Here is a 24,481-nt window from a genome sequence, read left to right on the forward strand (position 1 = left end):
CTGGTTAAAATGAGCAGAGCAAGCCATGTTGCATAGCATAAATAATCTATTTTGGAGGGTTTTTCTGGGTTGGGGTGCTTGGCGCCGACGCCTGATATTTCAGATCAAACTGCATTATGCGCCGGAACTGGATATACGCGTACCATTAGGGCAAGGGCTTTGCTGTCCTCCTTTTAACGAAGATATTGGAAGTTGTTTTTCTGAAATTTTTCTAGGACGGGAATACGATAATTTGTTGGAGAAAATGCCCATGCCGCAATGCTGGGTGGACATGGGGTGTCATGCGGGATTTTTTTCCTTGTGGCTGCTCTGGCAGCGTCGTCGTCAAAATGCAAACGGCATCTGCGCGGCTTTATTGGTGGACGCTGACCGTCAGCATGAGGCATGGTTAGAGCGGTTGATCCGTATTAACGGATTGGACCAGCAATGGACTTTCCAACTTGGTGCCATCGCTAATGAGCCTGGTGAATGCGAATTCGTGGAACGTGGCTACATGGCTTCTTCGCTTAAGGCGATTGATGGGCAGATCGGTACGGTGGCAAGAGTAAAAGTACTGACGGCCATCGAGATTGCGCGGAAGTTTCCTGGACCGTATGATTTGATAAAACTGGATGTGGAGGGTGCTGAGTATGAGTTTCTGTCGAGCTATTCCGACTTGACTCGGCAGGCGCGGTACTTGCTGGTGGAATGGCATTCCTGGCATCGCGGGGGGGGGGGGCAACGTCAAATCCAGACCATGGCAGATCAGCAGGGCTTCGCGTTGGTATCTGAAATCCAACCGGCACGAGGTGTGAAACAGGGCCAAACAGGTGTCATTTTATATAAGAATTTGCGGTTTTAATTCTGGAATGCATAATCGCCGCAAGGGGCGACAAATAGTCACTGCGCAATGGCGACAACGGCAACAGTTACTAAGACGTACTGCATATATTGGTCATTATCCAAGTCAAATGTCATTGATTTATGCATGTGATTAACCTTGAAAAATGGGCCATTGTGGCGCCTAACAATGAGACCGGGGTGGGCAGAATGACCCAAGATCTTCGCCGTCTCTTGGATCCCATTCGGGTCTTGGTCGCTCCGAACAGACGTCTCAAATCCAATCCGCTTTCAGGACGCGACGCGATGCTGGTCTGGGAGCAGGGTGGGGAAGTGTTGCAAAGCCAGTTGGCCGGACTTCATGGAATTATCCTATTTGAAGATAGTGAGTACGCGCATAAGACCATTGAAGCAGCCAGTTCCATGGGGATCAAAGTGGTCATGTTTGTGCTTTGGGAATGGTTTCGGTATTATGCGAAGATCTGGCAAAGCTGCGATGTGTTTGTATGCAATACAGGCTTCAGTGCGCAATTGATGCGCAAATTTGGCTTTCGTAACACGGTTCAATTGACGTGGCCTGTGGATGTGGCTTCCCTGCCTAATCGCATTCGATCAGGCCCAGCTCGAGTGTTTGTGCATAATGCAGGACTATTTGAGAAGGATGATCGCAAAGCAACCGTGGAAACGTTGGAAGCATTTTCATTGGTGCGCAAGCCTGAGATACAATTGATTGTAAGAGTACAAAATGAACTCACAGTGTCTATTAACGATTCGCGTATCCAGATCAAGCGAGGTAATCTCGCAGATTTCCGGGATTTATACAAAGAAGGCGATGTTGCGGTACATCCCTCCAAGTGCGAAGGACTGGGGTTCGCACTGTTGGAGGCGATGGCAAGTGGAATGCCGTTAATTACGACTGATTACCCCCCAATGAACGAATATGTGACTCGTAAGTCCATGTTGGTGGCCACCAAGTGGGGAAAATATCCGGCGGAACAAACTCAATATATTCCTCAGGCTCATTTCAAACTTCCCAAAGTGAAGGATCTGGCCAGTAAAATCAGTTGGTGTGCCGAGAACGACATGGGTGCCATCAGTCGGGAAAATCGCGCTTGGGCGGAACAGGTTTTTGCCCCGGCTCGCTTGCGCGAGCAATGGCTGACCCAACTCTGCCAGATCGAGGGCGCTTAGAGCAAGCTGACGCGGCCATCACTTTATGCGTATCTTCTATGCCATCGTGGACACGCCCAACGCCAATTTTGCCTCGCAGATTTGGCGCAATAGTTTCCATCTTACCCTGAAGGAGATGGGGCATGAGTTGGTCGAGTTCGATTATGATTTGACCGAGACCATGCGGAAACTGGATCCGTCGGATCCGTCTCAAGCCGCGTATATTGCCACTAATAGGCCGCGCCTGAGCGAAGCCTTAGTAAGACAGCTACGCCGTCTTCACGAGCAAAAGCCGGTGGCTCTCATGTTTAGTTATTTTTATGATGCCTGTATCATGCCGGAGGCAATTGAGGCGATTAAAGCCATGGGCATCGTGACGGTCAATTGGTATTGCAACGCGTCACATCAGTTTCATCTCATTGAGAAAACAAGCCCGCAGTACGATTATATTTTAACGCCGGAGCGGCATCGGATTCCTGATTATCTGCGGATTGGTGCCCGGCCGATTTATTGTCAAATGGCGGCGAATCCGTCCATTTACCGGGCGTATGATTTACCCCGGGAATACGATTTGACCTTCGTCGGTCAAGCGTATGGCGATCGCCCCGAGTATATCCGGCAGTTGCTGCAGGCTGGCTTGGGTGTTCGCGTGTGGGGGGAGAATTGGAACTATTTTTCCCCCAATCCCATATCGCCGGAAAAATGGAATGCCCAACGAGTTTGGCGCGGTCTTCGACGCCGTGCAGCCAAATATAAGGACATTTTTATGGCGTCTCCGCTCTTGCAGAGAGATGCAGATCCTATTTCGCCAACTGTTGTCAGTGCGCCGCACGTCGCGCTGCCGGGCGGTATCATCGGTGGCGTTTTGTCGGATGAGGAAATGATCAAACTCTATAGCCGCTCCAAGATTAACCTTGGGTTTTCTTCCTGCGGAGAAACCCACCGTACAAATCAGCGCATACAGCAGGTGCGGTTGAGAGACTTCGAGGTTCCAATGAGTGGCGGGTTCTACCTGGCGGAGTACTTTGATGAGCTTGAGAACTTTTTTGAAATCGGGAAAGAAATCGTTTGCTTTAGAAATGCCGACGAGTTGATTGAAAAGGCCACTTATTACCTGAGTCATGACGAAGAACGGGAGCGCATACGGATAGCCGGGTTGGAGCGCAGTCGCCGAGACCACACCTGGCAGAAGCGACTGGAAGTAGCGTTTAAGGAGATGGGATTAGCGTCTCGGTAATATGGTGTCCGACTCTCATCCACAGGTCTCGGTAATCATGCCGGTTTATAATGGTGAACCGTTTTTGCGAGCCGGCATCGCGAGCATTTTGGGGCAAACATGGGGAGACTTCGAGTTGTTGGCAATTGATGACGGGTCTGCGGATGCGAGTTGGGCGACGCTTAAATCCATTGGTGACCCACGGGTGCGCTGTTTTAAGCAGCCCAAGAATCAAGGACCAGCAGCGGCTCGCAACCTTGGTCTTCAGGAAGCGCGGGGCCGTTACATTGCGTTTTTTGATTGCGATGATCTTGCCAGTTCTGACCGGTTGGCATTACAAGTTGGTTATTTGGAGCAACATTCTGAATGCGGCATGGTCAATGGTTGGGTGCAGAACATGAACGATCAAGGCGATCCCACCGGAACTGCTTATGGATTTAAGGGCGCTTCGGCACAATTGGCGGCAACGCTGTTATTTTATAATTGTCTGAGCACTTCGACGTTTATATGTCGGCGGGAATGTGTGGCGCAAGAACGTTTTGACGTCACTTTGGCGGTTGCCTCGGATTATGAATTTTGGTCGCGTCTGGTGGTTTCATATATGGGTTATGTGGTACCCAAGGTGCTCACTTGGTATCGGGAACATCCGCAAAATTTGACGCATCGGAAAAGGGATCAGGCCACGGATTGCCTGGAGCGTATCATGAGCAGACAGTTATTCCGCTTGGGCATTGAGCCAACAGCGGAGGAAATGGCAGTGCATTTGCGAATGATGCAGTTTCACCACGGAACCGCTCAAAGCGCGGTGATGTTGGCGGAAGAATGGCTGCTAAAGATTGATGCAGGCAATCAGCAACACGGGGTTTATCAGTCTAACCCGCTCCGCCAAATTCTTTATGAACGTTGGTATCAGGTTTGTCATAGTGCCGGGGGGGTGGGGTTCTGGACTTGGCGGGCATTCAACCGTTCCGCCTTGCGCGCGTATGGCCAGCCGACCTTGAAAGAGCGATATGAACTGGTGCGCCTGGTAACACGGGGTGCTTTGAAAAACACACTGTACGGCAAACCACCGTCCTGTTCTTCACAAATCGCATAACCATGTGTGGCATAGCTGGCATTGTGGCCCTCGCCGCAGAAACGTATCGTCCCCGGCTTGAGGGGATGATCCAGGCGCTCAAGCATCGTGGGCCTGATGATGATGGACGTCATTTTTTTACCACGTGCGCGCTGGGACACACACGCTTGAGCATTGTGGATCTAGGCGGTGGACAGCAGCCCATGGTGACCGCAGGTGGCCAGGTCGCCATTAGTTTCAACGGTGAAATCTATGGGTACAAAGCCCTGCGTCAGGAGTTGTCCCCGTATCCGTTCCGGACGGTCGGCGATACGGAGGTGATTCTGGCCATGTATGAGCGCGACGGAGCAGATATGATGCCGCGACTACCAGGCATGTTCGCGTTTGCCATTTGGGATGATCGCCGGCGGGAGTTATTTTGCGCGCGCGATCGGTTTGGCGAAAAGCCGTTTTATTATGCGATCGGCCGGGCTGGGGAATTTATTTTCGCCTCAGAAATCAAAGCAATTCTAGCGACCGGCTTGATTGAACCAGAGTTTAACCCGGAGGCGTTGTGCGATTACCTGCGGCGTGGGTATGTCAATCCCAACCGGACCATTTACCGCAATGTATGCACTCTGCCTCCCGCGCATCAACTATTGTGGAAACAGGGAACCGTGGAAGTAAAACGTTATTGGAAACTGCCGGAGACGGTGGAATCCATTTCCCTGGCAGAAGCAACGGAACAATTTCGGCATTTATTCGATCAGGCGGTGGCACGGCAATTGGTGGCGGATGTGCCGGTTGGTACGTTTCTCAGTGGCGGGTTGGATTCCAGCACTATTGTGGCAGTCGCCGCCAAGAATCATCCGCAATGCCGCACCTTTTCGTTTGGTTTTGGCAAGTCCATTAATGAACTTCCGTACGCGCGCGAGGTGGCTGACCAATATCATACCCAGCATTTGGAGTTGCTGGAAAACCGTTCCGATCTGGCAGAGTTGCTGGTTAAAATGCAGGTGGTGTACGACGAACCGTTGGGAGATCCGGCGAATGTCCCCACGTATTTATTGTCGCGGTTAGCTCGGCAACATATCACGGTGGCGCTCGCAGGCGAGGGGGGCGATGAGTTAACCGGAGGTTATTCTTTTTGGTACCGGCCACTATTTCAACTCGAGCGCGCACGGCGGTTGCCGGAAATTACTGCGACGCTTATTCGGATGGTGGCGGCGCTGTGCAAGCTAAGTCGGACTACGTTGCCACGTCCGCTGGCGGAATTATGGGAGGGTTTCTTTCTGAAATCCCATTATGGTAACAGTCTGGCCGCGCATACGGCTCGCACTGTGAATTTCAATGACCAGGAATTGAGGGGGATGGGAGTGGATTTGCCGCTCAGTGATGGTGGCAGCACTACGGTTGGTGATCTCAATTCGGTCATGCATTGGGATGTGGACAATTACCTGGCCGGAGACATTCTGACAAAGACCGACCGTGCGTCCATGGCATGGGGGCTGGAAATGCGTTGCCCGTTTTTGGATATGGATTTTGCCTCGTTTTGCCTCACATTGCCGTACCGACTTAAAATTACCACGAGCTGCGACAAGTTTTTGCTTCGGCAGGTGTATGAGCAAACCTGGCCGGCTTCGATTCGGCGTCGAGCCAAACAGGGATTTGGCCCGCCAATTTGGGATTGGTTTAAACAACCGGAAATTCAAGAACTCAAACATTCGGTGTTCGGGAATAGTCAAAGCAAACTCTATCAGTATCTTTCGTCAACTGCGGTCAGAGGCTGGACTGAAGAGAATGGGTATCGCACCTGGGTGTTACTCATACTGGGGCTATGGTTGGAAAGGCATGGGCTGTCGGGAAAACAAGGTAGTGCGGTTGCTGCCACGGCGTGAAAATAGCCATTCTCAACAATTTGTACCAGTTTGGCGGGGCGGAGACGGTGGCGCGCCAAGTGTACGAGGGGGTGCGTCAGGCGGGCCACGAGGCACACTACTACGTCGCGTTTGGACCTGTAATTCCAAAGGGAATATATTCATTTTACCCCAAAATATTAACCCGCTTGAGCCATACCCGTTTTAACGTTTGGGTAGAACGAGTGTTTCCCAGATTATCATGGTGTGAGCCCCGATTTCGAAAATTGGCAGCGTCCGACTATGATGTGATTCATCTGCATAGTTTCCATGCCAACTATGTTTCGCTGGAGGCTCTTGCTTTCCTAGCGAAGCATAAACCACTAGTCTGGACGTTTCACAGTTATTGGGGAATCACGGGTGGTTGCGATCCGCCCTTGGATTGCCGCCGATTTATGGAACAATGCGGCCAATGTCCGCAGGTGGGCAAGTGGCCGATTGGGGCGGTGGATCGCACCGGGGAAGAATTGCGTCGGAAAATCCAGGTGCTTGGGCCCGCGCCTATCCATGTAGTCTCGCCGTCACAGCACTTGGCTAAGACGGTGCGCGAGAGCAGGGTGGGGCGGCGTTGGGCGATGCACGTTATCCCCAATGGGGTGTCTGCGGCCCGTTTTACGGGAGCCCGCAAGCGGGATGCCGATTTTCGCAGCCGCCTTGGCCTGCAGCCTGACGCGTTGGTGATTCTGGCGGTCACCAGGAATTTTTTGGATGTGGACAAAGGGTTCGGCATGATTCGCGAGGCGTTGGTTGATTCTGCCAGTGCGGCCACCCAGGTGGTTTTGGCGGGACAAAATAGCGATGTGGCGGCGCGCGAACTTGCCGGATATCATGCGTGTCATTCGGCTGGGTATGTTGAGAACGCAGTGCGTCTGGCGGAATATTATGAGGCGGCAGACATATTCTTATTTGCGTCATCCAGCGAGAATTTTCCATGCGTAATCCTGGAGGCAATGGCTGGCGCGTGCTGTGTGGTGGCAACTCCGACGGGCGGGGTGGTGGAACAAATTGAACACGGCAAGTCAGGACTGTTGGCTGCGAGTATTTCCGGCAAAGCGTTGGGAGAAACGCTCCGGCTGGCGTTGGGTCGTCCAGAACGGATTCGGCAAATTGGAGCAGCCGCCAGAATGAGAGTGCAGGATTGTTTCAGTGAAGAGCGGATGATTCGCGCACACCTGGAATTGTACCAAAAACTGGTGCCAACCGATGTGAAAAAGTGTGTAACCGATTAAAGATAAGCGCTTACATTCCCTGCTTTAACAGAGTCGCATGCATTGAGCAGGCGGTGACAAGCCTGCAAAACCAGTCAATTCAACCGGATGAAATACTGGTGGTGGATGACGGCTCAACCGATGGGTCTGCCGAGGTTGCAATCGCCAAAGGGGCGCGGGTTCTACGGCTGGAGAAAAATCTTGGACGAGGCGCCGCTCGTGCAGCGGCCATGACGATGGCTCAGCATGAGTTGGTTTTGTGTTGTGACGTCAGTACAACGCTGGACCATAACTTTGTTAAGCATGCATTGCCTTGGTTTGCGCATGATAACGTGGCGGGAGTGTACGGCATCGTCACCCAACCTACCGCTAGAAACTTGGCGGAACGCTGGCGCGGGCGGCATCTGTTCCAAGTGGGCGTAAACGCAGAGGTGCGCCATGGCGCACTGCTCGCCTCAGGTGGTGCCATGGTGCGAGCATCGGCGGTTCGGCAGGTGGGGAACTATGATCATCGCCTGCGGCATTCAGAAGATGCGGAATTAGGTAGGCGGTTACTAAAGGCTGGGTATGACGTGGTGCAGGACCCGAAATTAAAGATCATGTCCCTCGGTCACAATACGTTGGGACAAGTATTGGAACGTTATTGGCGGTGGTACGCTGGAGAGGCGGAAACGGCCAGTTATCAGGAATATTTCAAGAATATTGTTTTTGCTTTCAAAGTCATGGCAATGGCGGATTTGCGCGACCGTGATTTATTAAGCGTGCCCGTTAGCCTTTTTTGTCCGCACTACCGGTTTTGGCGCTCGTGGTGGCGTTGTCACTGCCGGCGTGGGAAAACGCTGCTGGCGTTATGAGCAAAATGGCAAATGCCCCTTTTATTTCGGTGGTGATACCCACTTGTCATCGCAACGACCTATTGGCGCGCTGTTTGGCCCTTTTGCATCCGGATGTTCTAAATCTGGCTTCCGAAGAATATGAAGTCATCGTCACGGATGACGGTGTGAATACCACGGCGGAACGCTTGTTGGGGGATCAGTTTCCTTACGTGCACTGGACGGCCGGACCGAAGCGTGGGCCGGCGGCGAACCGCAATCATGGGGCGCAAATGGCGCAGGGCGAGTGGGTCGCCTTTCTGGATGATGATTGCATTCCGTCGCCAGGCTGGTTGCCCGCCTTGATCAGTCGAGCGCGAGGGAATTCGGTGGATGTTATTGAGGGGCGTACGGTGATTCCCAACAAGCAAGACCGGCCTTTGACTCATGCCGTGGAAAATCATTCGGGCGGGGTTTTTTGGAGTTGTAATCTCGCTGTTAAACGCACGTTTTTCCACCAGATTGGCGGATTTGATGAAGATTTTTTGGAAGCCGGAGGAGAAGATATGGAATTTGGCGCACGAATTAAGCGCAGTGGTTCGATTATCTTTTGCGCTGATGCCGTGGTAAATCATCCGCAATACCCTATTGGTTTGAGGCGCTTGTTAAAAAGCGTGATGCATTCTCGGTGGATCATTTTGTACCAGTTGAAGACCAAGGAGGGGCTGGACCCCGCCTGGCCGCTGCACCGATGTCTGGCACGAAGTTTGGGTACGGCACTATTGGACCACATGCGCACGACGAAACAGTTTTCGATGGGATTGACACAAGCCGCATGGAAAACGCAGGTGTTCTACGAAATGTGGAAATGGTTGGTTTTCATTCCTGTACTGGGGGTTAAATTATTCTGGCTGTGGCGTTTTAGAAGAGCAATGCTGGCTCGTGGTAATCAGTAATTTTCATTGTATATGGCGACGAATGAACATCCGATTCAGCGTGTGGCGTTGAGTTACCATCCGACGGAATGGTGGTTTGACCATCTGGCGAGTGGGTTCGCCAAAAACAATGTGACGGTCGAGCGGTTTGCCGCGCCGTTTCGCAAGGCACCTGGTTTTTCTTGGGATGTATCCCTCCAGGAGCGATTGGCTGAGTATCGGGATGACTCCGCACTATACTTAGGTTCACCGACGGTATTATATGGGGACTTGGTGAAACTGGCATGTCCGACTGCCATTTGGCATGACTACTTTTCTGAAGAAACGGACGCCGAATATCTGCCGATGGCCCAGTTATTTGACTTGGTATTTCTAACTTCAAAGGACGGTTTGAATAGGATGATTAGCAAAGGATGCGACAATGTTTTTTGGTTGCCGCATGGGTTTGATGACACGCTGGAATACAATCAGAACCTTGCCAGAATATATCAAGTCGGTTTTGTGGGGGCGACAAATCTACCGAGCCATGAAAAACGCCGTCGGTTATTGCCAATGCTGGCGGCCAAATATCGGATGAATGAGTACCAAACACCAGTGTTTGGAAATGAGATGTACCGGGTCTATAATCAGTCAAAAATCGTTGTCAATATTCCCAATCTCAGCAGCTTTAACATGCGAAACTTTGAAGCCATGGCGGCGGGCGCGCTACTCCTCACAGAACCGGTCGGGCATGGTATGAGCGAATTATTTCAGGAGGACCGTCATTATGCGGTCTATTCCAGTCCGGAAGAACTGGTGAGTAAAATTGATTACTTCCTTGCGCACGATCAGGAACGCGAGACGATTGCCCGGAGCGGCCAGGCGGAGGTAGTTGCCCGGCATTCCTACCGCCACCGTGCGGCCGAAGTGCTGTCCCGCGCCAGCCAAATCCAGGGGCGGCGCTGGCGTTCTCAGAATCCGGATCACCTGGCGAAGTGCTATGCCGTTTTTTACCATCGGCAACAACGGCTGGATTTGTTGCTGCGCCTGTTGAAAAAGCCCGGGCTGGGGGCGGGGGCCCGGTGGTTTGTTTTACTGCGGTGTCTGCGGGGCGTCTTGGCGGCCCTCAAGCAACCCGCCCCATGCTGATTTGCGGTTATGAATAATTCTCAAACTGACCAATCCGATGTGCCTTCCGCCAGTGATCCGCTGGCCGTCTTTTTGAGCGATCCTGGGTCTCATCTGGCGGATATCCTTTACCTGAATTTCCGCGTCTATAAAAAGCATTTGCTATGGCAGTTTTTCGAGACGGCTTTGGCTGCGCTCAAACCCGGTACCGAACAGGCATTGCATGTAGTGGACGTGGGGGCGTAGATGGGGCATGACGCGCGCTTTTTGCTTCACAAGCTCACCCATGGTTTTGAGCAGGCGCCACCGTGGAAGCGCACCTGCTTGCACTTGATCGAAGGTGACTCTGATTTGTTGGCCCGCGGCAGGGAGTTTTGGCGTGGCACTGAGGCGAAAATACCATTGGACTGGGAATTCATCCAGGCGGCTTTGGTGGAGCCTTTGCCATTGGCCAGTGACTCACAGAATCTGGCTGTCTGTTCGGAAGTGGTGGAGCATCTGGTTGCACCAGAGAATTTGTTTGCCGAAATTTTTCGCATATTAAAGCCCGGTGGATTTTTGATTTTGACCACGGACAATTCGCCCTCCGCGCTGCAAATGGTGCGCCGCATTCCGGTGTGGCTGAAAGGGCAATACCGGCAACAATATGCCCGCCCGGACAAGGCGGAGGTAGTGACCGCCGAGGCGTCCATTCGTGGGAAAGAATATGAAATTTACGGACATATTAACTTAAATCCGACGCGCATTTGGGAACAAATCGCGCGTGGCGTGGGATTCGAGATATTCAGTTTTGGCACCTATGAATCGATTCGGCGTGGCGGTGGCAGTAAATCTCCGGGGGCCTTGGCTTTCTATTTTACGATGGGCTTTATCGTTTCCTTACTGCCGCGAAGTCTCGGACGGTTTTTTGGTGACACGACGGCCTTATTGTTGCGCAAACCTCAGTGAGCGATGCGCTATGGGTGATGCAGACGCCAGACCATGAAGCGTAGGTTATATTCAGAAAAAGAGTGGCTCCCGGTGGGAGTTCCGCATGTTTTTCTGCTGGATGCCTTTTGGGGATGTGATCGTTACGACCCAGAAAATAATTACCGGCAAGTCACGGCGTCATACTTTCGAGATGCGTCAAGTATTTTCGAGATGGTTGCCACCTTGGCGGAATCTGATGCTGCGTTATTACCGATGGATTGGCATGATACCATTTCCAAACCTCAATTAGCCGCACTGGCACAACGTATTTTCACGACAGCTCGTTTGGGCGGCAAGCCGGTTATTGTATTTTTGATTTGTGACGCCCCAATCAAGGTGAATTGGCCCCCTCACGCATTGGTGATTCGTATTGCCGTGCATCGGTCATGGCGACAGCCGAATGAGCATATTATTCCTCAGTGGAGCAAGGATTATATTCAGGATGAGCAGGGGGGGGTATTGGTCACTCGTGAAAAGGCGCTTTGTCCTGTTGTTGGTTTTTGCGGTTACGCACCTCCTTTGGGCATGCGATGGAGCCGGCAGAAGTTAAAGGAAACCTTGCGGCTATTCGCGTACTATGCGGGCTTGGCAAAATGGGCGCCCACCCGTACCGCGCACGCTGCCCGAGTTCGGGCGCTCTTGGAACTGCGAAAATCTCCGTTGGTGGAATGTAATTTTCTCATCCGCGAACAATCCGCCTTTGCAAATTCGATGGGGGCATTCCTGCCAGGCGGATCTGTGGAAGCAGCACGCGTGCGGCGGCGGGAGTTTGTCAATAACTTGGTGGCCAGCGATTATGTGCTTTGCTCGCGTGGGTGGGCAAACTGCAATATTCGATTTTATGAAGCGCTCAGTGCCGGACGCATCCCTGTATTGGTAGATACGGATTGCGTGCTTCCATACGAAGGGCTGATTGACTGGGAAAAATATTGCGTGATTGTGAAAGAATCCGAATTGGCCGACATTGGCCGGCAGGTGTCGGCGTTTCATTCCGGCTTGTCATCGGCTGAGTTTGTTGCCCGTCAAAAGGCGTGTCACCAACTTTATCATGAATGGCTTGGACCGCAGGGGTTTTTTAGTCATGTTCATTTATTACTGAAGCCATTCAAAGAAAACGGGTTCATTTTTGGAACTGAATAACATCAAACGCATGCCGATCCGCATTAAACACGCTTTCCGCAGGATTTTCACCAGCCCTGAGTATGTGTTGCGCCCTCAAAATGTTCTCCGGCGGTTGCTGCTGCGCCGCAAGTACCATCAGTTGCAGGTGGCGATTGTGTTGCCGTTTGGGGCTACGATTCTGGTGGAGGAGGGAGATTACATTGGAAATCATCTTATCAATACCCGTTGTTATGACCCGGCGTTAAGTGAACTCATTTGGCGGCTGGTTCAGCCGGGGGATGTATGCGTGGATGTGGGGGCAAACATCGGGTACATCACTCTGCTGATGGCCATGCGGTGCGGACCGCGCGGCCGTTGTGTTAGCTTTGAAGCGGATCCGGTGATCTATGAAAAGCTCAAGCAAAATACTGCCCGAAATAACCTAGGACAGGTGGTAATCTTGCATAATCTGGCTGCTTCCAACGAAAACAAGTCGCTCTTCTTTCAGTCAGCCAGAGGCTTGAATTGCGGGTTGGGGCATGTGGTTGAAAGCGGGAACGTCGGCGCCGAGGCTGGCTCTCTGATTACCATTCAGGCGGTGCCCTTGGACGAACACCTTTCCGCGTATCCGTTTATTCGAGTGGTGAAGTTGGATGTTGAAGGCCACGAGTATCGGGTGCTGCAAGGCATGGATCGAATGTTGCGTGAGCACCGTGTGGGAAATTTGTTTTTTGAAAACCACGAACGTGAAACCTCTCCAATTCTGCCACTGCTAACCGGCTTTGGCTATCAAGTTTTTCAGATTGCCAAACGTTTTTCTGGCCCATCGCTGGGAAAAATCAATGAGCTGTCGGGTTATAATTTGGAACCAAATTATGTTGCCACCTTGTGCCCGGACGCTTTAAGTGCGCTGGCGCACAATAAGGGATGGCATGTGTTTTGAATGGCACATTCCCCTTTAGTGGATGCCCGGCGGTTAGAAGGAATATTGCGGTGTTAAAATGGTTGACACACATGTCCGGTTTGTCGTGGATGTTGGCGCTGCTCGCCGCTGCCTATTTACTCGTGGGATTTTATGGCATGGTTTTTCGCGACCGCGGTGCCTTGGATCTTCGGCTGCGGTGGCTGAGTCAACAAACGGCTGCGAAGGAGGCAAGTCCTGATGCGATAACGGAAACGATTCAATATCAGCCATATCCTCCATGGGCTTTCTTTAGTGGCCAACTGTTTGTGCTATCCATGTCTTGGGCCGCTTCCAAAATATATTTTGCCGGTGTAAATTTAGTAGCGTTGCTGAGCTTAGTGTGGTGGCTGATCTTGATTGGCAAGGGGTACTCCAATGTGGAACGGTGGTTTGTCATTTGTACGGCGTTCGCGGTGGCGGGAATGGCGGTATGCTTGCGATTGGGCCAATACAGCATCATTGTGACAGCCTGTTTAGCATGGATGATTTGGCTGTTGGAAAGGAAAAAGGAATTGCTCGCGGGCATCTTGCTCGGGGTCGCCATGATTAAGCCGCATTTGGCCATCCCGTTTGCATGTATTCCGTTGGTACGGCGCCAATGGCGATGTCTGATGGTAACATTGATTTATCTTGCCGTTGGCACCTTGGTCAGCGGGGTGGATTCAGGTGAGTCGCTCCTGGAATCTTTCCGAGGGATGAATAACGCTATCCATAAGGATATGCGCATGGGCCTGCTGGACGGACTAAAATGGATTGGGTTGAATCATGTTCAAGTGATGGTGATCGGTCTGGTGGTTGGCGGTTCGATTTGTATATGGTTTATTCACAAGTACCAGCATGTGTCGTCATTGACCCTGGCCGCTTTATGCGCGGTCACGAGCTTGTTGTGGAGTTATTCCAGGCGGTATGACCAATCATTGCTATTCTTTTTAATGGTGGCAATCGCTTCAAGAGTCCCAAATCCACATGGGCGAAATGCTTGGTTTCCTTTTTTGGTGGTTGGCATTACCGTTTGGACTCCGTTTACCGAGCCGCTTTGGCATGGCTGCTTACCCGTCGTCATTGGTGCAATCTGGATATTCGGGGTGGCATGGCTGTGCGTCGAAACGTCTGCCCAAGTTGCAGTGAAACAGGCGGATGTGTCTAAATCGGTGGGCCCCACAAATTCATCGTTTTGCGATTCTTAAGCTCAAGGGAAAACGAAGGTTTTATGGGGTATCATTTTCACCGTTGATGGCTAACCTTGTTCAGATCGTTCCCCGGCTGCCTCCCAATGTGGACGGGGTGGGGGATTACGCACGGGTATTGGCGGCAAAATTACACGCTGATCATGGATTGGCATCGCGATTTATTGTGGGTGACCCACTGTGGCCAGGGGCACCTTCAGATTTTCCTTTCCCGACCGTTGGCGTTCGGCAACGCACAGGGGAAAATTTAGCGCATTTGTTAGGAACGCATGCCCTGGGCGAGGTGGTTTTACTCCATTATGTGGGCTATGGGTATCACTACCGTGGCATTCCATTCTGGCTGGTTTCAGGACTAAATCGCGCGCAAAACAACGGCCAGCGGCTGGTCGTTTTTTTTCATGAATTATGGTCGGTCGGACCACCTTGGAGCAGCGTATTTTGGCTTCGCTGGCTGCAATGGTGGCTGGTGCAAAACCTTAGCCACCGTGCCGACCGATGCCTGACCAGTACGCGGCGCATGGCACTGTGGCTCAAGCTGGACGCACCGGTTATGACGATTCCCAGTTCGGTTGTAACCACGGTACGCGGGGCCGGGATAAAGGTTCGCAGCCATCCACCCTGGTCCGTCATGGTTTTTGGATTAACACACACCCGTTTGCGCACCATTCAGGCACATGCCAATTTCCTGCGTGATTTGAATCAGCGCGGAGCTTTGTTGCGCATTTTGGTGGTTGGACATGCGGCACGGGGCGGCGCGGATCCGAGTGACGACATTCGTTTCTTGGCCCAACTGGTTTCCCAAGACAAAATTTGCATCCGCGCTTCAGTTGAAGAAAATGAGGTGATTGGCGCGTTTCAGGAGGCATCGTTTTACCTGACTTTTTACCCTCCAACTCTGGCAGGGAAGTCTAGTAGCTTTACCACCTCGCTGGCGTGTGGGTGTCCAGCGGTATTCCACCAGGGTGGTGACGCCCGGCCGCTCACAGCGGGAAAAGAATTTATGGTATGTGACGGTTCGCCATTGGCAGTTGCGCGGTTTATGGAAGAGGCCAGTCAGGGGAAGCTGGCTGCGGTCGGTGCAGCGGGGCAGGCGTGGTATCGCGAATACGCGGATTGGCCGGTGTTGGTCAATCGCTACGCGCAAATTTTGAATCCATTACTACGCTCCGGATGAAAATACTGATGGCATCCTATGCGTATTATCCCCATGTGGGCGGCATCGAAACGGTTGGGGGGTTGCTGGCGGAGGAGTTTATTCGGCAGGGCCACGAACTTAAAGTAGTAACCCATGTCGCTGAAACTGGCGGCGATCGCTTGCCCTATGAAGTGCTGCGCCGACCCAATCTGGCGGCGTTTTTGCGAACGGTTGTTTGGTGTGAAATCCTCTTTCATAATAATATCAGCATGCGATATGTCTGGCCGCTTGCTTTGGTCGCAAGACCGTGGGTGATCGCGCATCATGGGTGGATTTCCCGTTCCAATGGGCGCGTGGGAGTACGTGATTGGTGGAAGCGTTGGCTTACGCGATTTGCAACCAATGTCTGTATCAGCCAAGCGCTTCCTGATATGTTGCCGGTCGCTTGCACCGTTATTCCCAATCCATATCAGGCGAGTGTTTTCCGTGTGTTGCCGAATGTTCAGCGGAATCAGGACCTGGTGTTTTTGGGGCGCTTAGTCTCCGAAAAGGGGGCGGCAATATTGCTGCAGGCGTTGGCAACGATCGCACGGAAGCGAATACGTCCGTCCTTGAGCATTATTGGCGATGGCCCGGAACGCCCGCTGTTGGAGAGGTTGGCAAATGAATTGGGTTTGCAGAAGCAAGTGAGGTTTTGCGGACAGGTGTATGGTCCAAAACTGGCTGCGCTGTTAAACCAACATCGGCTCTTGGTGGTGCCTTCTTTATTGAATGAACCATTCGGGTTGGTGGCGATTGAGGGCATTGCTTGTGGGTGTGTGGTTGCGGGTTCGGAAGGGGGCGGCTTAAAAGATGCCATTGGGCCATGTGGCATGACGTTCGCCAATGGCGATGTCACGGCATTGGCCAGCGTGCTGCAAACGCTTTTACAGCACACGGCCAATACCGCTAAATTTCTTGAAGCGGGCGAATTGCACCTAAGAAAGCATCGGCCAGATGTGGTGGCCGCGCAATATCTTGAGGTGTTTAAAGCCGCGATACGGTAAATGCTTGTTGTCAGTCATCCCACCGGCAATGAATTTGTTCGGGCCTTGCTTTATGAAGCGGCTAAAAGAGCTGTACTGTTGAAGTTTTTTACCACTCTGGCGACGGCCAAGTCTGACTGTCTGTGGCCGGCAAGAGTTGGTCGTCGGCGCGCTTATGCATTGCCAAAAAGCATTTTGGAAACGCGTCCGATGCGAGAATCCGTGCGGTTACTGGCTACTAGCATGGGATTTACCTGGCTCACCCGCCATGAGTGCGGATGGGCTTCGGTGGATGCTGTTTATCGTGATCTTGATGCACACATGGCCACTTGGCTGACATCGCTGGGTAAGGCTAAGTTTTCGGGTGCCGTGCATGCTTATGAAGATGGCGCACTGGCGACTTTTCAAGCGGCACGTCAGCAAGGGTTACGTTGCAGTTACGAGTTGCCGATCGTCTACTGGGAAACCAGCCGCCGCCTTTTGGCGGAGGAAGCGCTACGCTATCCAGAGTGGGAACCAACGTTGGTGGGTACGCGTGATTCGGCAGCCAAGTTGGAACGTAAAACCCGGGAGATTGATTTGGCTGACGTGGTTGTTTGCCCGAGTGCGTTCGTGGCACGCTCGGTACCGGAGCGACACTCTAAAAAATGCGTTGTGGCGGAATTTGGTTCGCCTGAAGTCCCTTCAGCAAGCATTGCGTCACATAGCCGCAACCGTCCCTTTCGACTGTTATTTGCGGGTTCGATGACCCAGCGCAAAGGTTTGGCCGACCTATTTGCGGCCATGCGCTTGCTAAAACGCAAGGATATCATCCTCGTGGTTTTTGGCGCGCCATTGGCGCCTCATGAGTTCTATCGGCGTCAGTATCCGGATTTTATCTATGAACCGCCCCGGGCGCATGCCGAAGTGCTGACACTCATGGGCTCATGCGATGCGTTGGTGCTGCCATCCATTGTCGAAGGGCGTGCTTTGGTGCAGCAGGAAGCCATGCAGTGCGGGCTGCCGTTGGTGGTAACCGCCAATGCCGGTGGCGAAGATTTGATTGAGGCGGGACGCACAGGTTTTCTCGTGCCAATCCGCTCGCCGGAGGCGCTGGCGGAAAAAATCGCGTGGTTTGCCGACCATCGGGCTGATTTGTTTGAAATGGGGTTGCTCGCCCGACAGAAATCAGCGCAATATACTTGGCCAGCCTATGCGCAAAAAATCCTGTCACATGCGTTGATCGTTGAGGACTGTGGTGCTGACCATTAACTGGGGATAAAGTGAAGCATCTGAAAAATTCACGACGCACCATGGAAACTGCGGGGCTGAATTATGCTGCCGCATTCCAAACGGGCGAATTGACATTTATCAAGCGGCTGGTCTGGGTGTATTTCTGGCTGCTGATTTTTGAGGGGGCATTTCGCAAATGGTGGTTGCCCCAATTTTCCAATCCGCTGTTGGTTATCAGAGACCCGATCATAATCATGATTTATGTTCTAGCCGCCCAGCATCGCTTGCTTCCGGTGGGAAATAAAATGGGGACTTTCAGCGCGCTTTTGGCCATTACCAGCATGTTGGGTGTGGTGCAATTGGGGATGCACTTGGTCACCCTGCCGGTGATGCTTTACGGTTTGCGATGCAACTTTCTTCACGTGCCGTTGATTTTCTTGCTGCCACAAATCTTCGACGCGGAGGACGTGCGCCGCATTGGCCGATGGGTCTTGATCGGCACAGTGCCCATGGCCATCTTGATGGTGTATCAATTTCGCGCGCCACAAGATGCCTGGATTAACCGCACGGTTGGCGCGGGGGAAGGGTTTCAGTTGGCGTCAGCGATGGGCAAAATACGACCACCGGGCACCTTCTCATTTATTACGGGGGTGGTTTCCTATTTTGCCATGGCTACGGCGTTCCTCAGTTACGGTATGGCCGGGCGGAGCATCTACCCGCGCTGGTTGCTGATCGCGAGTACCGTTGGCATAGCCTTGGCGTTGTCGGTATCTGGCAGCCGGTCCACAGTATTGGAGTCCGCCATTGTGTTGGCTACCTTCGCGCTTGGGATGGTCAGAGCACGTCAAATGGCAGCCGGCTTGAGCCGGTTGTTGATTTTGGTAGTGATCGCCTTGTTTATTCTGGGCTACACGCAACATTTCGACGAGGGGAAGGAAGTCCTGGGGGCACGGTTTGCGGAAGCATCAAACACGGAAAAGGAGGGGGGCGGATTGGCTCAGAGATTTTTCAACCAATTCACTGGTCCGATTCGGATTCTTTTCGATGTTCCCATATTTGGGCAAGGGGTTGGGGTGGGGACGAACGTAGGCGCCAAACTAATGACAGGGGAAATGCAGTTTCTCGTGTCCGAGGGCGAATGGGGGCGTTTGGTTGGCGAGTTAGGCCCATTATTAGGGGTGGCGATGATTTGGTTTCGACTATCGCTAGCCCTATGGATGGGGCAGCTTTGCTATCGCATGGTTTCGCGTGGAAATATTTTACCGCTAATGTTGTTTAGTTGTTCTGCCTTGAATGTGGTTTCCGGCCAGTGGGGACAATCCACCACGCTTGGCTTTAGTGTGCTGGGTGCCGCCTTGGCACTTACTGCGGCAAAACATGCTGATGAAGCCGCGATTGCACAAGTACTCTCCTCAGCACCACCGATCAATCAAATTAGTGCGAAGCCCAAACGCACCATGTATCCAGCAGGCGCCTATGGTGGTCGAAAGCCTAAAGCTCCCGTCGAGTCAGATGATGATGAAGATATTTTTAAATGAGCAGGATGCTTTTTTACCCATGGAATTTCGGGTTCTGTGAGCGTGAATTTGTGAGAGTCCTTTTAGTTGCCAATTACCCGCCGGATCGCCAGCAAAGCATGTGGCGTCTAGCTCGGCTTTTCTCAAACGCACTGCCCCAGTTTGGCGTCCGTTGTGAAATCATCCAACCATCACCGGTGTTTGGCGGTCGTCTGCCATCCAATCGCGGTTTGGGAAAATGGCTCGGCTACCTGGATAAATATCTACTTTTCCCGAAAAGCCTTGCACGTGCGGCAGGGCGATGGATGTCCGGCCCGCCACAGGATGCATTAATTCATATCCTGGATCACTCCAATGCGGTTTATACCCGGGTCTTGCAACCTTGGCCGCATCTGGTGACCTGTCTGGACTGTTTGGCGATTCGCTCCGCTCAAAATGAATTTCCTGAAAATCCCACCCGCTGGACGGGGAAACAACTTCAGCAGGCAATTCTCGGTGGTTTAAACCGTGCCTGCCATATTGCGGCTGCCTCCCTGGCAACCGCACGCGATGTAGGGCGCCTGTGCACCTTGCCGCCCCAACGGCTGAGCACAATTCACCTTGCCCTAAATTATGGCTATGCGCCAATGGGGGAAAGTGAGGCTGCGCGGCACATTAAAGCTTTATTATCGCGGGCGTCGTTTTCGGCCACGAAGTTGGTAGAACCCTTTCTCCTGCATGTTTCCGGCAACCAATGGTACAAAAATCGTCCAGGTCTATTGCGGATGTACCTCCTGCTTGTGCAGCAGCAACCCACAGTTCCGCGATTGATATTGGTTGGGGAACCGTTGCCCAATGTTCTGCGTCGTTTTATCGCCGAGCACGGCTTGTCGGATCACGTCACGGTCCTTACGGATTGTGGTGATGAGGAGTTGCGCGCCTTATATACGCGGGCGGAATTGGTATTATTCCCCTCGTTGGCCGAGGGGTTTGGGTGGCCTATTCTTGAAGCTCAGGCATGTGGCGGTCGCGTCCTCACCAGCGACGTTGAGCCCATGCCGGAAGTGGCCGGAGCATCCGCATTTTTTGTCAATCCGCGTGATGATCGAGCGGCGGCTGAGGTGTTGGGCCAGGCCATTCAAGAACCCGCGGCGTCGCGGCGGGCGCGGATCGCTGAAGGTTTGCAAAATGTGCAACGGTTTTCATTGGACAACATGATGACGCAATACGTCCAACTCTACCGGAATTTAATCAAACAATGACGTGAAGCTGCTGCACTCCATTCGTACCGTGAATCCTGCTCGCGGAGGTCCCATCGAGGTGGTCCGGCAGTTCGGCCTGGAGCATCAGCGCGCTGGACATGACGTGCGGGTGGCATCCCTTGACCACCCCTTGGATGCTTGGGTGCGAGCGTTTCCTTTTCCGGTGATCGCGTATGGGCCAGCTCACTTTAATTTTGGATACCGTGCGGATTTTGTATCACGCCTGATCCAGGATGCGCGTGAAATGGATGCGGTGATTATCCATGGGCTCTGGCAGTATAGCGGGCTGGGGGTCTGGCGAGCGTTTCGTCATCGTCACCCGCCCTATTGCATTTTTCCTCATGGCATGTTGGATCCGTGGTTCAAACGTCAATATCCGCTCAAGCACTTTAAACAAATGGTGTACTGGCGGTTGGCCGAACGGCGCATTTTGCGCGATGCGCGCGCGGTATTATTTACATGTGAAGAAGAGCGGCGGCTGGCACAAAACACGTTTCAGCCATATCATTGCACCGAACGGATCACGCATTTGGGTGTGGAACCTCCACCCGCCAACGCCGAATCAGCGCGCCAGGCATTTTTGAATCATTTTGAAAGTTTGAAAGGCTCCCGGTTGTTGCTGTTTCTGGGACGCTTGCATCCCAAGAAAGGCGTGGATCTGCTGTTGCGTGCTTTTGCGAAAATCGCGATTTTAAATGCGAATTGGAAATTAGTCATGGCCGGGCCGGACCAACTGGGGCAGCAGGCGGAGTGGAAACAGTTAGCGTCACAGTTGGGGTTGGCTGACCGTATCGTTTGGACTGGACTGCTGCAAGGTGAGTTGAAATGGGGGGCCTATTATGCGGCGGAGGTTTTTACCCTGCCATCACATCAGGAAAATTTTGGTCTGGCGGTGGTGGAAGCCATGGCGTGCGGAGTGCCGGTGTTGATTTCCACAGCGGTCAATATCCACCGTGAAATCACCGCAGACAACGCGGGGTTTGCCGAACCAGACCAGCAGGACGGTATTGACCGATTACTCCGGAGGTGGTTGGAATTGCCGATGGCTGAACAACAAAGAATGCGCGGCAATGCGCGGCGTTGTTTTGGGCAACGCTTTGAAGTGACACGGGCGGCGGAACAGTTTATCTCTGTGTTGGCTGATTTGGGAATTGGCAAATGACAAATACGTGTGCATTTACCGGTCCTTCATTCACACTGAAAAATCGCCTAGGACGATTGGTGTGGGGGTGGGTGTACGTTGTGTTGTTCCGCTTGAGTCCGCGCCCTTTGCATGGCTGGCGCTGCTTTCTGCTGCGTTGCTTTGGAGCCAAACTGGGGCGAAACTGCCATATCTATCCGAAAGCCATTATTTGGGCGCCGTGGAATTTGGAATGTGGCGACGAGGTGGGGGTCGCCGACGGGGCCACGCTTTACACGCAGGCGCGAATCACCCTCGGCTATCGTTGTGTCGTTTCACAGGGCAGTCATCTCTGCACCGGTACGCATGACTATGAATCCGCAGGCTTTGAGTTATATGCCCGTCCCATCACTGTGGGTGCCATGGCCTGGCTATGCGCGGAATGTTTTATTGGCCCCGGCATCACGATTGGGGAAGGTTCGGTTGTTGGTGCCCGCTCCGTTGTCACCAAGGACATGCCCGCGCGGATGGTCTGTGCCGGTCATCCCTGCAAACCGTTGAAACCGCGAAAAATCCGCGACACATCTTCCGAGGTTAAAGCATGACGAATCCTCTTTTCACCAAGCGTGATTCGGTGCCGGTGTCGGTGTTGGTTCCAATCAAAAATGAGGCGCATAATTTGCCGCGCTGTCTCGCTTCCGTGGCCTGGGCGGATGAAATTTTCGTGGTGGATTCCCAAAGTACGGATGGATCTGCTGCATTGGCTGAATCGTTAGGGGCGCGAGTTGTTCAATTCAATTACACCGGCCAGTGGCCGAAGAAGAAAAATTGGGCGCTGGAAAGCCTACCATTTCGCCATGACTGGGTATTCATTATTGATGCCGACGAAGTGCTGCCACCGGAAGCCGAGGCTGAATTTCGGCGGGCATTATCGTTACCACAATCAAATGTGGCTGGCTACTGGATTAACCGGCGCTTTATGTTCATGGGAAAGTGGTTGCGACATGCCTATTATCCCAATTGGAACTTGCGCTTGTTCAAACATCGCCTCGGGCGCTATGAACAATTAATCGCTGGCGACACTGACAGCGGGGATAATGAAGTGCATGAACACATTGTTTTGTCAGGCCCGACCGCTCGCCTTCAGTGTGAAATGGAGCATTTCGCTTTTCCCTCGGTTTCCGTGTTTGTGGAAAAGCATAATCGCTATTCCAACTGGGAGGCGCATTTCGCGTTGGCGAAACCTGGCGAGTCTGCCGCCTGCCTATCGGATCCGGTGGTGGCGCGTCGCCGTCGCCTCAAAATGCTGGCGCAAAAAATGCCTTGCCGGCCATGGCTCCGTTTTCTCTATGTCTATTTCTGGCAACGCGGTTTTCTGGACGGGCGCGAGGGGTATTACTTTGCCCGGCTACATGCCATGTATGAACTTTTAAGCGTGGCCAAGGCCTATGAGCTTAAAAAATCTCGTGACCACAAGACGCCGCCCCAATACCCCGCGCCATGAAGATAATTGTTTGGGGCATTAATTACGCGCCGGAGGTGGTGGGCATCGCTCCCTGTAACGCTGCCGTGTGTGAATTTCTTGAACGGCGCGGCCATGAGGTGCGAATGATCACCACGTTTTGCTATTACCCAGCCTGGTGCAAATTGCCCGCAGATGAAGATCTGCTCTATCGCACGGATATTCTGAACGGTGTACCCATTCATCGGTGCTGGCACTATGTGCCCCGGAAAGTGACCAGTCTGCGGCGTGTATTTCATGAGGCCTCGTTCGTGGTGACCGCCTTTTTACGCCTGATGGCTTTGCCAAGACCTGACGTGCTCGTAGTGGTTTCCCCTCCCTTATTGTTGGGGGTGTTTGCGTGGTTCGCGAGCGTGATTAAACGCTGCCCGTATGTCTTCCACGTTCAGGATTTGCAACCGGATGCTGCGGTGGGGCTTAAAATGGTCCAGTCTGGCCTGTTATTGCGCGGTCTGTATGCTCTGGAAACCATTGCGTATCGTCGGGCAGCGCGAGTATCCGGCATCAGTCAGGGGATGTTACAGGCGTTTCGCCGCAAGCACGTCGCAGAGCATAAAATCCTGTATTTTCCCAATAGCATCTCTTTGACATACGACTTGGATTATCCGCAAGAACCAGGCGCGTTTCGCCGACAGCACGCGTTGTCAAAGGATGACTTTCTGGTCGTATATTCCGGCAACCTCGGCGTTAAACAGGGGTTGACGCTGCTGCTTGATTGCGCCGCGCATTTGCGCGACGAGACCATTAAATTGGTGCTTTGCGGCGATGGGGCCATGCGTGAGGCGTTGGCCAGGCAGATCAAGGATCGCAATTTATCACAAATCCTGCTGCTTCCATTGCAACCTGAAGCCAAGTATGTCGCTATGTTGCGGGACGCCAATCTGTGTGTAATTACCCAACAACCCGGAACCGGGTATGCGTTTTTCCCCAGTAAACTCCTTCCGACACTGGCGCTGGGCAAGCCAGTGCTGGCGGTTGCGGATGGTAAAAGTGAGCTTTTTCGTGTCACCCAGTCTGGCCGCTTTGGCATTACCCTGGCAACGCTTGATGCTGCTACGATTGCCCAAACCATAATGCAACTCGCAAAATCTCCCGAATCCTTGGCGGGGATGGCCCAAGCTGGCTGCGACTATGTCCGGCAATTTGACCGGAAAACTGTGCTCACCGCCTTTGAGCAGGAGTTGAGGTCCCTTTGTCGTTTTCCTGAAACCTTAAAGAAGAATGTGTAAAGTTGACTTATAAACAGCTATG

Annotated in this window: 23 protein-coding genes; all 23 read left to right on the forward strand. The window is 52.7% G+C overall.

All coding sequences use genetic code 11. The features are described 5' to 3' along the window. Positions 1 to 25: 25 nt before the first annotated feature. The 23 genes from WCO56_08065 to WCO56_08175 all read left to right on the forward strand — a co-directional run bounded on the left by WCO56_08065 (position 26) and on the right by WCO56_08175 (position 24,459). Positions 26 to 841 carry an FkbM family methyltransferase gene (locus tag WCO56_08065; GenBank protein MEI7729513.1) on the forward strand — a complete coding sequence of 272 codons (816 nt, stop codon included), beginning with the start codon at positions 26 to 28 and terminating at the stop codon, positions 839 to 841. 122 nt (positions 842 to 963) lie between these two features. Beyond that, a complete protein-coding gene (locus WCO56_08070; protein ID MEI7729514.1) occupies positions 964 to 2,010 on the forward strand; it encodes a glycosyltransferase family 4 protein in 1,047 nt (348 codons plus the stop codon). A 25-nt stretch (positions 2,011 to 2,035) separates the two neighbouring features. Continuing rightward, entirely contained in the window at positions 2,036 to 3,226 is a 1,191-nt protein-coding gene (locus tag WCO56_08075; GenBank protein ID MEI7729515.1) for a glycosyltransferase, read from the forward strand. A gap of 1 nt (position 3,227) precedes the next feature. Next, on the forward strand, positions 3,228 to 4,301 hold the full coding sequence (locus tag WCO56_08080) for a glycosyltransferase family 2 protein (GenBank protein MEI7729516.1): 1,074 nt from the start codon (positions 3,228 to 3,230) through the stop codon (positions 4,299 to 4,301). A gap of 2 nt (positions 4,302 to 4,303) precedes the next feature. Then, on the forward strand, positions 4,304 to 6,157 hold the full coding sequence (asnB, locus tag WCO56_08085) for an asparagine synthase (glutamine-hydrolyzing) (GenBank protein ID MEI7729517.1): 1,854 nt from the start codon (positions 4,304 to 4,306) through the stop codon (positions 6,155 to 6,157). Beyond that, positions 6,154 to 7,404, forward strand: coding sequence for a glycosyltransferase (locus tag WCO56_08090; GenBank protein MEI7729518.1), 1,251 nt, complete (start codon positions 6,154 to 6,156; stop codon positions 7,402 to 7,404). Before asnB ends, WCO56_08090 begins: the two co-directional genes overlap by 4 nt. Beyond that, the gene (locus tag WCO56_08095) at positions 7,389 to 8,237 is read left to right on the forward strand and encodes a glycosyltransferase family 2 protein (protein MEI7729519.1); all 849 of its coding nucleotides are present in this window, start codon (positions 7,389 to 7,391) and stop codon (positions 8,235 to 8,237) included. The genes WCO56_08090 and WCO56_08095 overlap by 16 nt, the downstream gene beginning before the upstream one ends. Further along, on the forward strand, positions 8,234 to 9,151 hold the full coding sequence (locus WCO56_08100; protein MEI7729520.1) for a glycosyltransferase family A protein: 918 nt from the start codon (positions 8,234 to 8,236) through the stop codon (positions 9,149 to 9,151). The genes WCO56_08095 and WCO56_08100 overlap by 4 nt, the downstream gene beginning before the upstream one ends. A gap of 12 nt (positions 9,152 to 9,163) precedes the next feature. Next, positions 9,164 to 10,258, forward strand: a complete 1,095-nt coding sequence (locus WCO56_08105) for a glycosyltransferase (protein ID MEI7729521.1) — start codon at positions 9,164 to 9,166, stop codon at positions 10,256 to 10,258. A gap of 9 nt (positions 10,259 to 10,267) precedes the next feature. Beyond that, positions 10,268 to 10,483 carry a hypothetical protein gene (locus WCO56_08110; GenBank protein ID MEI7729522.1) on the forward strand — a complete coding sequence of 72 codons (216 nt, stop codon included), beginning with the start codon at positions 10,268 to 10,270 and terminating at the stop codon, positions 10,481 to 10,483. Next, the gene (locus WCO56_08115; protein MEI7729523.1) at positions 10,484 to 11,185 is read left to right on the forward strand and encodes a class I SAM-dependent methyltransferase; all 702 of its coding nucleotides are present in this window, start codon (positions 10,484 to 10,486) and stop codon (positions 11,183 to 11,185) included. A 33-nt stretch (positions 11,186 to 11,218) separates the two neighbouring features. Then, positions 11,219 to 12,346, forward strand: a complete 1,128-nt coding sequence (locus WCO56_08120; GenBank protein MEI7729524.1) for an exostosin family protein — start codon at positions 11,219 to 11,221, stop codon at positions 12,344 to 12,346. 10 nt (positions 12,347 to 12,356) lie between these two features. Next, positions 12,357 to 13,250: an FkbM family methyltransferase gene (locus tag WCO56_08125; protein MEI7729525.1), complete on the forward strand. Its 894-nt coding sequence runs from the start codon at positions 12,357 to 12,359 to the stop codon at positions 13,248 to 13,250. 71 nt (positions 13,251 to 13,321) lie between these two features. Then, positions 13,322 to 14,458, forward strand: coding sequence for a glycosyltransferase family 87 protein (locus WCO56_08130; GenBank protein MEI7729526.1), 1,137 nt, complete (start codon positions 13,322 to 13,324; stop codon positions 14,456 to 14,458). Between the two features lie 256 nt (positions 14,459 to 14,714). Further along, positions 14,715 to 15,632, forward strand: a complete 918-nt coding sequence (locus tag WCO56_08135; protein MEI7729527.1) for a hypothetical protein — start codon at positions 14,715 to 14,717, stop codon at positions 15,630 to 15,632. Then, the gene (locus WCO56_08140) at positions 15,629 to 16,639 is read left to right on the forward strand and encodes a glycosyltransferase family 4 protein (GenBank protein ID MEI7729528.1); all 1,011 of its coding nucleotides are present in this window, start codon (positions 15,629 to 15,631) and stop codon (positions 16,637 to 16,639) included. Before WCO56_08135 ends, WCO56_08140 begins: the two co-directional genes overlap by 4 nt. Continuing rightward, on the forward strand, positions 16,640 to 17,869 hold the full coding sequence (locus WCO56_08145; protein MEI7729529.1) for a glycosyltransferase family 4 protein: 1,230 nt from the start codon (positions 16,640 to 16,642) through the stop codon (positions 17,867 to 17,869). 332 nt (positions 17,870 to 18,201) lie between these two features. Further along, positions 18,202 to 19,368, forward strand: coding sequence for a hypothetical protein (locus WCO56_08150; GenBank protein MEI7729530.1), 1,167 nt, complete (start codon positions 18,202 to 18,204; stop codon positions 19,366 to 19,368). A gap of 50 nt (positions 19,369 to 19,418) precedes the next feature. Beyond that, positions 19,419 to 20,588: a glycosyltransferase family 1 protein gene (locus WCO56_08155; protein ID MEI7729531.1), complete on the forward strand. Its 1,170-nt coding sequence runs from the start codon at positions 19,419 to 19,421 to the stop codon at positions 20,586 to 20,588. A 1-nt stretch (position 20,589) separates the two neighbouring features. Further along, complete coding sequence (locus WCO56_08160; protein MEI7729532.1) at positions 20,590 to 21,750, forward strand: glycosyltransferase; 1,161 nt, start codon at positions 20,590 to 20,592, stop codon at positions 21,748 to 21,750. Continuing rightward, entirely contained in the window at positions 21,747 to 22,313 is a 567-nt protein-coding gene (locus tag WCO56_08165; GenBank protein MEI7729533.1) for a WcaF family extracellular polysaccharide biosynthesis acetyltransferase, read from the forward strand. Before WCO56_08160 ends, WCO56_08165 begins: the two co-directional genes overlap by 4 nt. After that, positions 22,310 to 23,212, forward strand: a complete 903-nt coding sequence (locus WCO56_08170; GenBank protein MEI7729534.1) for a glycosyltransferase family 2 protein — start codon at positions 22,310 to 22,312, stop codon at positions 23,210 to 23,212. The genes WCO56_08165 and WCO56_08170 overlap by 4 nt, the downstream gene beginning before the upstream one ends. Continuing rightward, entirely contained in the window at positions 23,209 to 24,459 is a 1,251-nt protein-coding gene (locus tag WCO56_08175) for a WcaI family glycosyltransferase (GenBank protein ID MEI7729535.1), read from the forward strand. Before WCO56_08170 ends, WCO56_08175 begins: the two co-directional genes overlap by 4 nt. The last annotated feature ends 22 nt before the right edge of the window (positions 24,460 to 24,481 follow it).

This window comes from Verrucomicrobiota bacterium, assembly GCA_037139415.1.
In the GTDB taxonomy this organism is placed as follows: Bacteria; Verrucomicrobiota; Verrucomicrobiia; order Limisphaerales; family Fontisphaeraceae; genus JBAXGN01.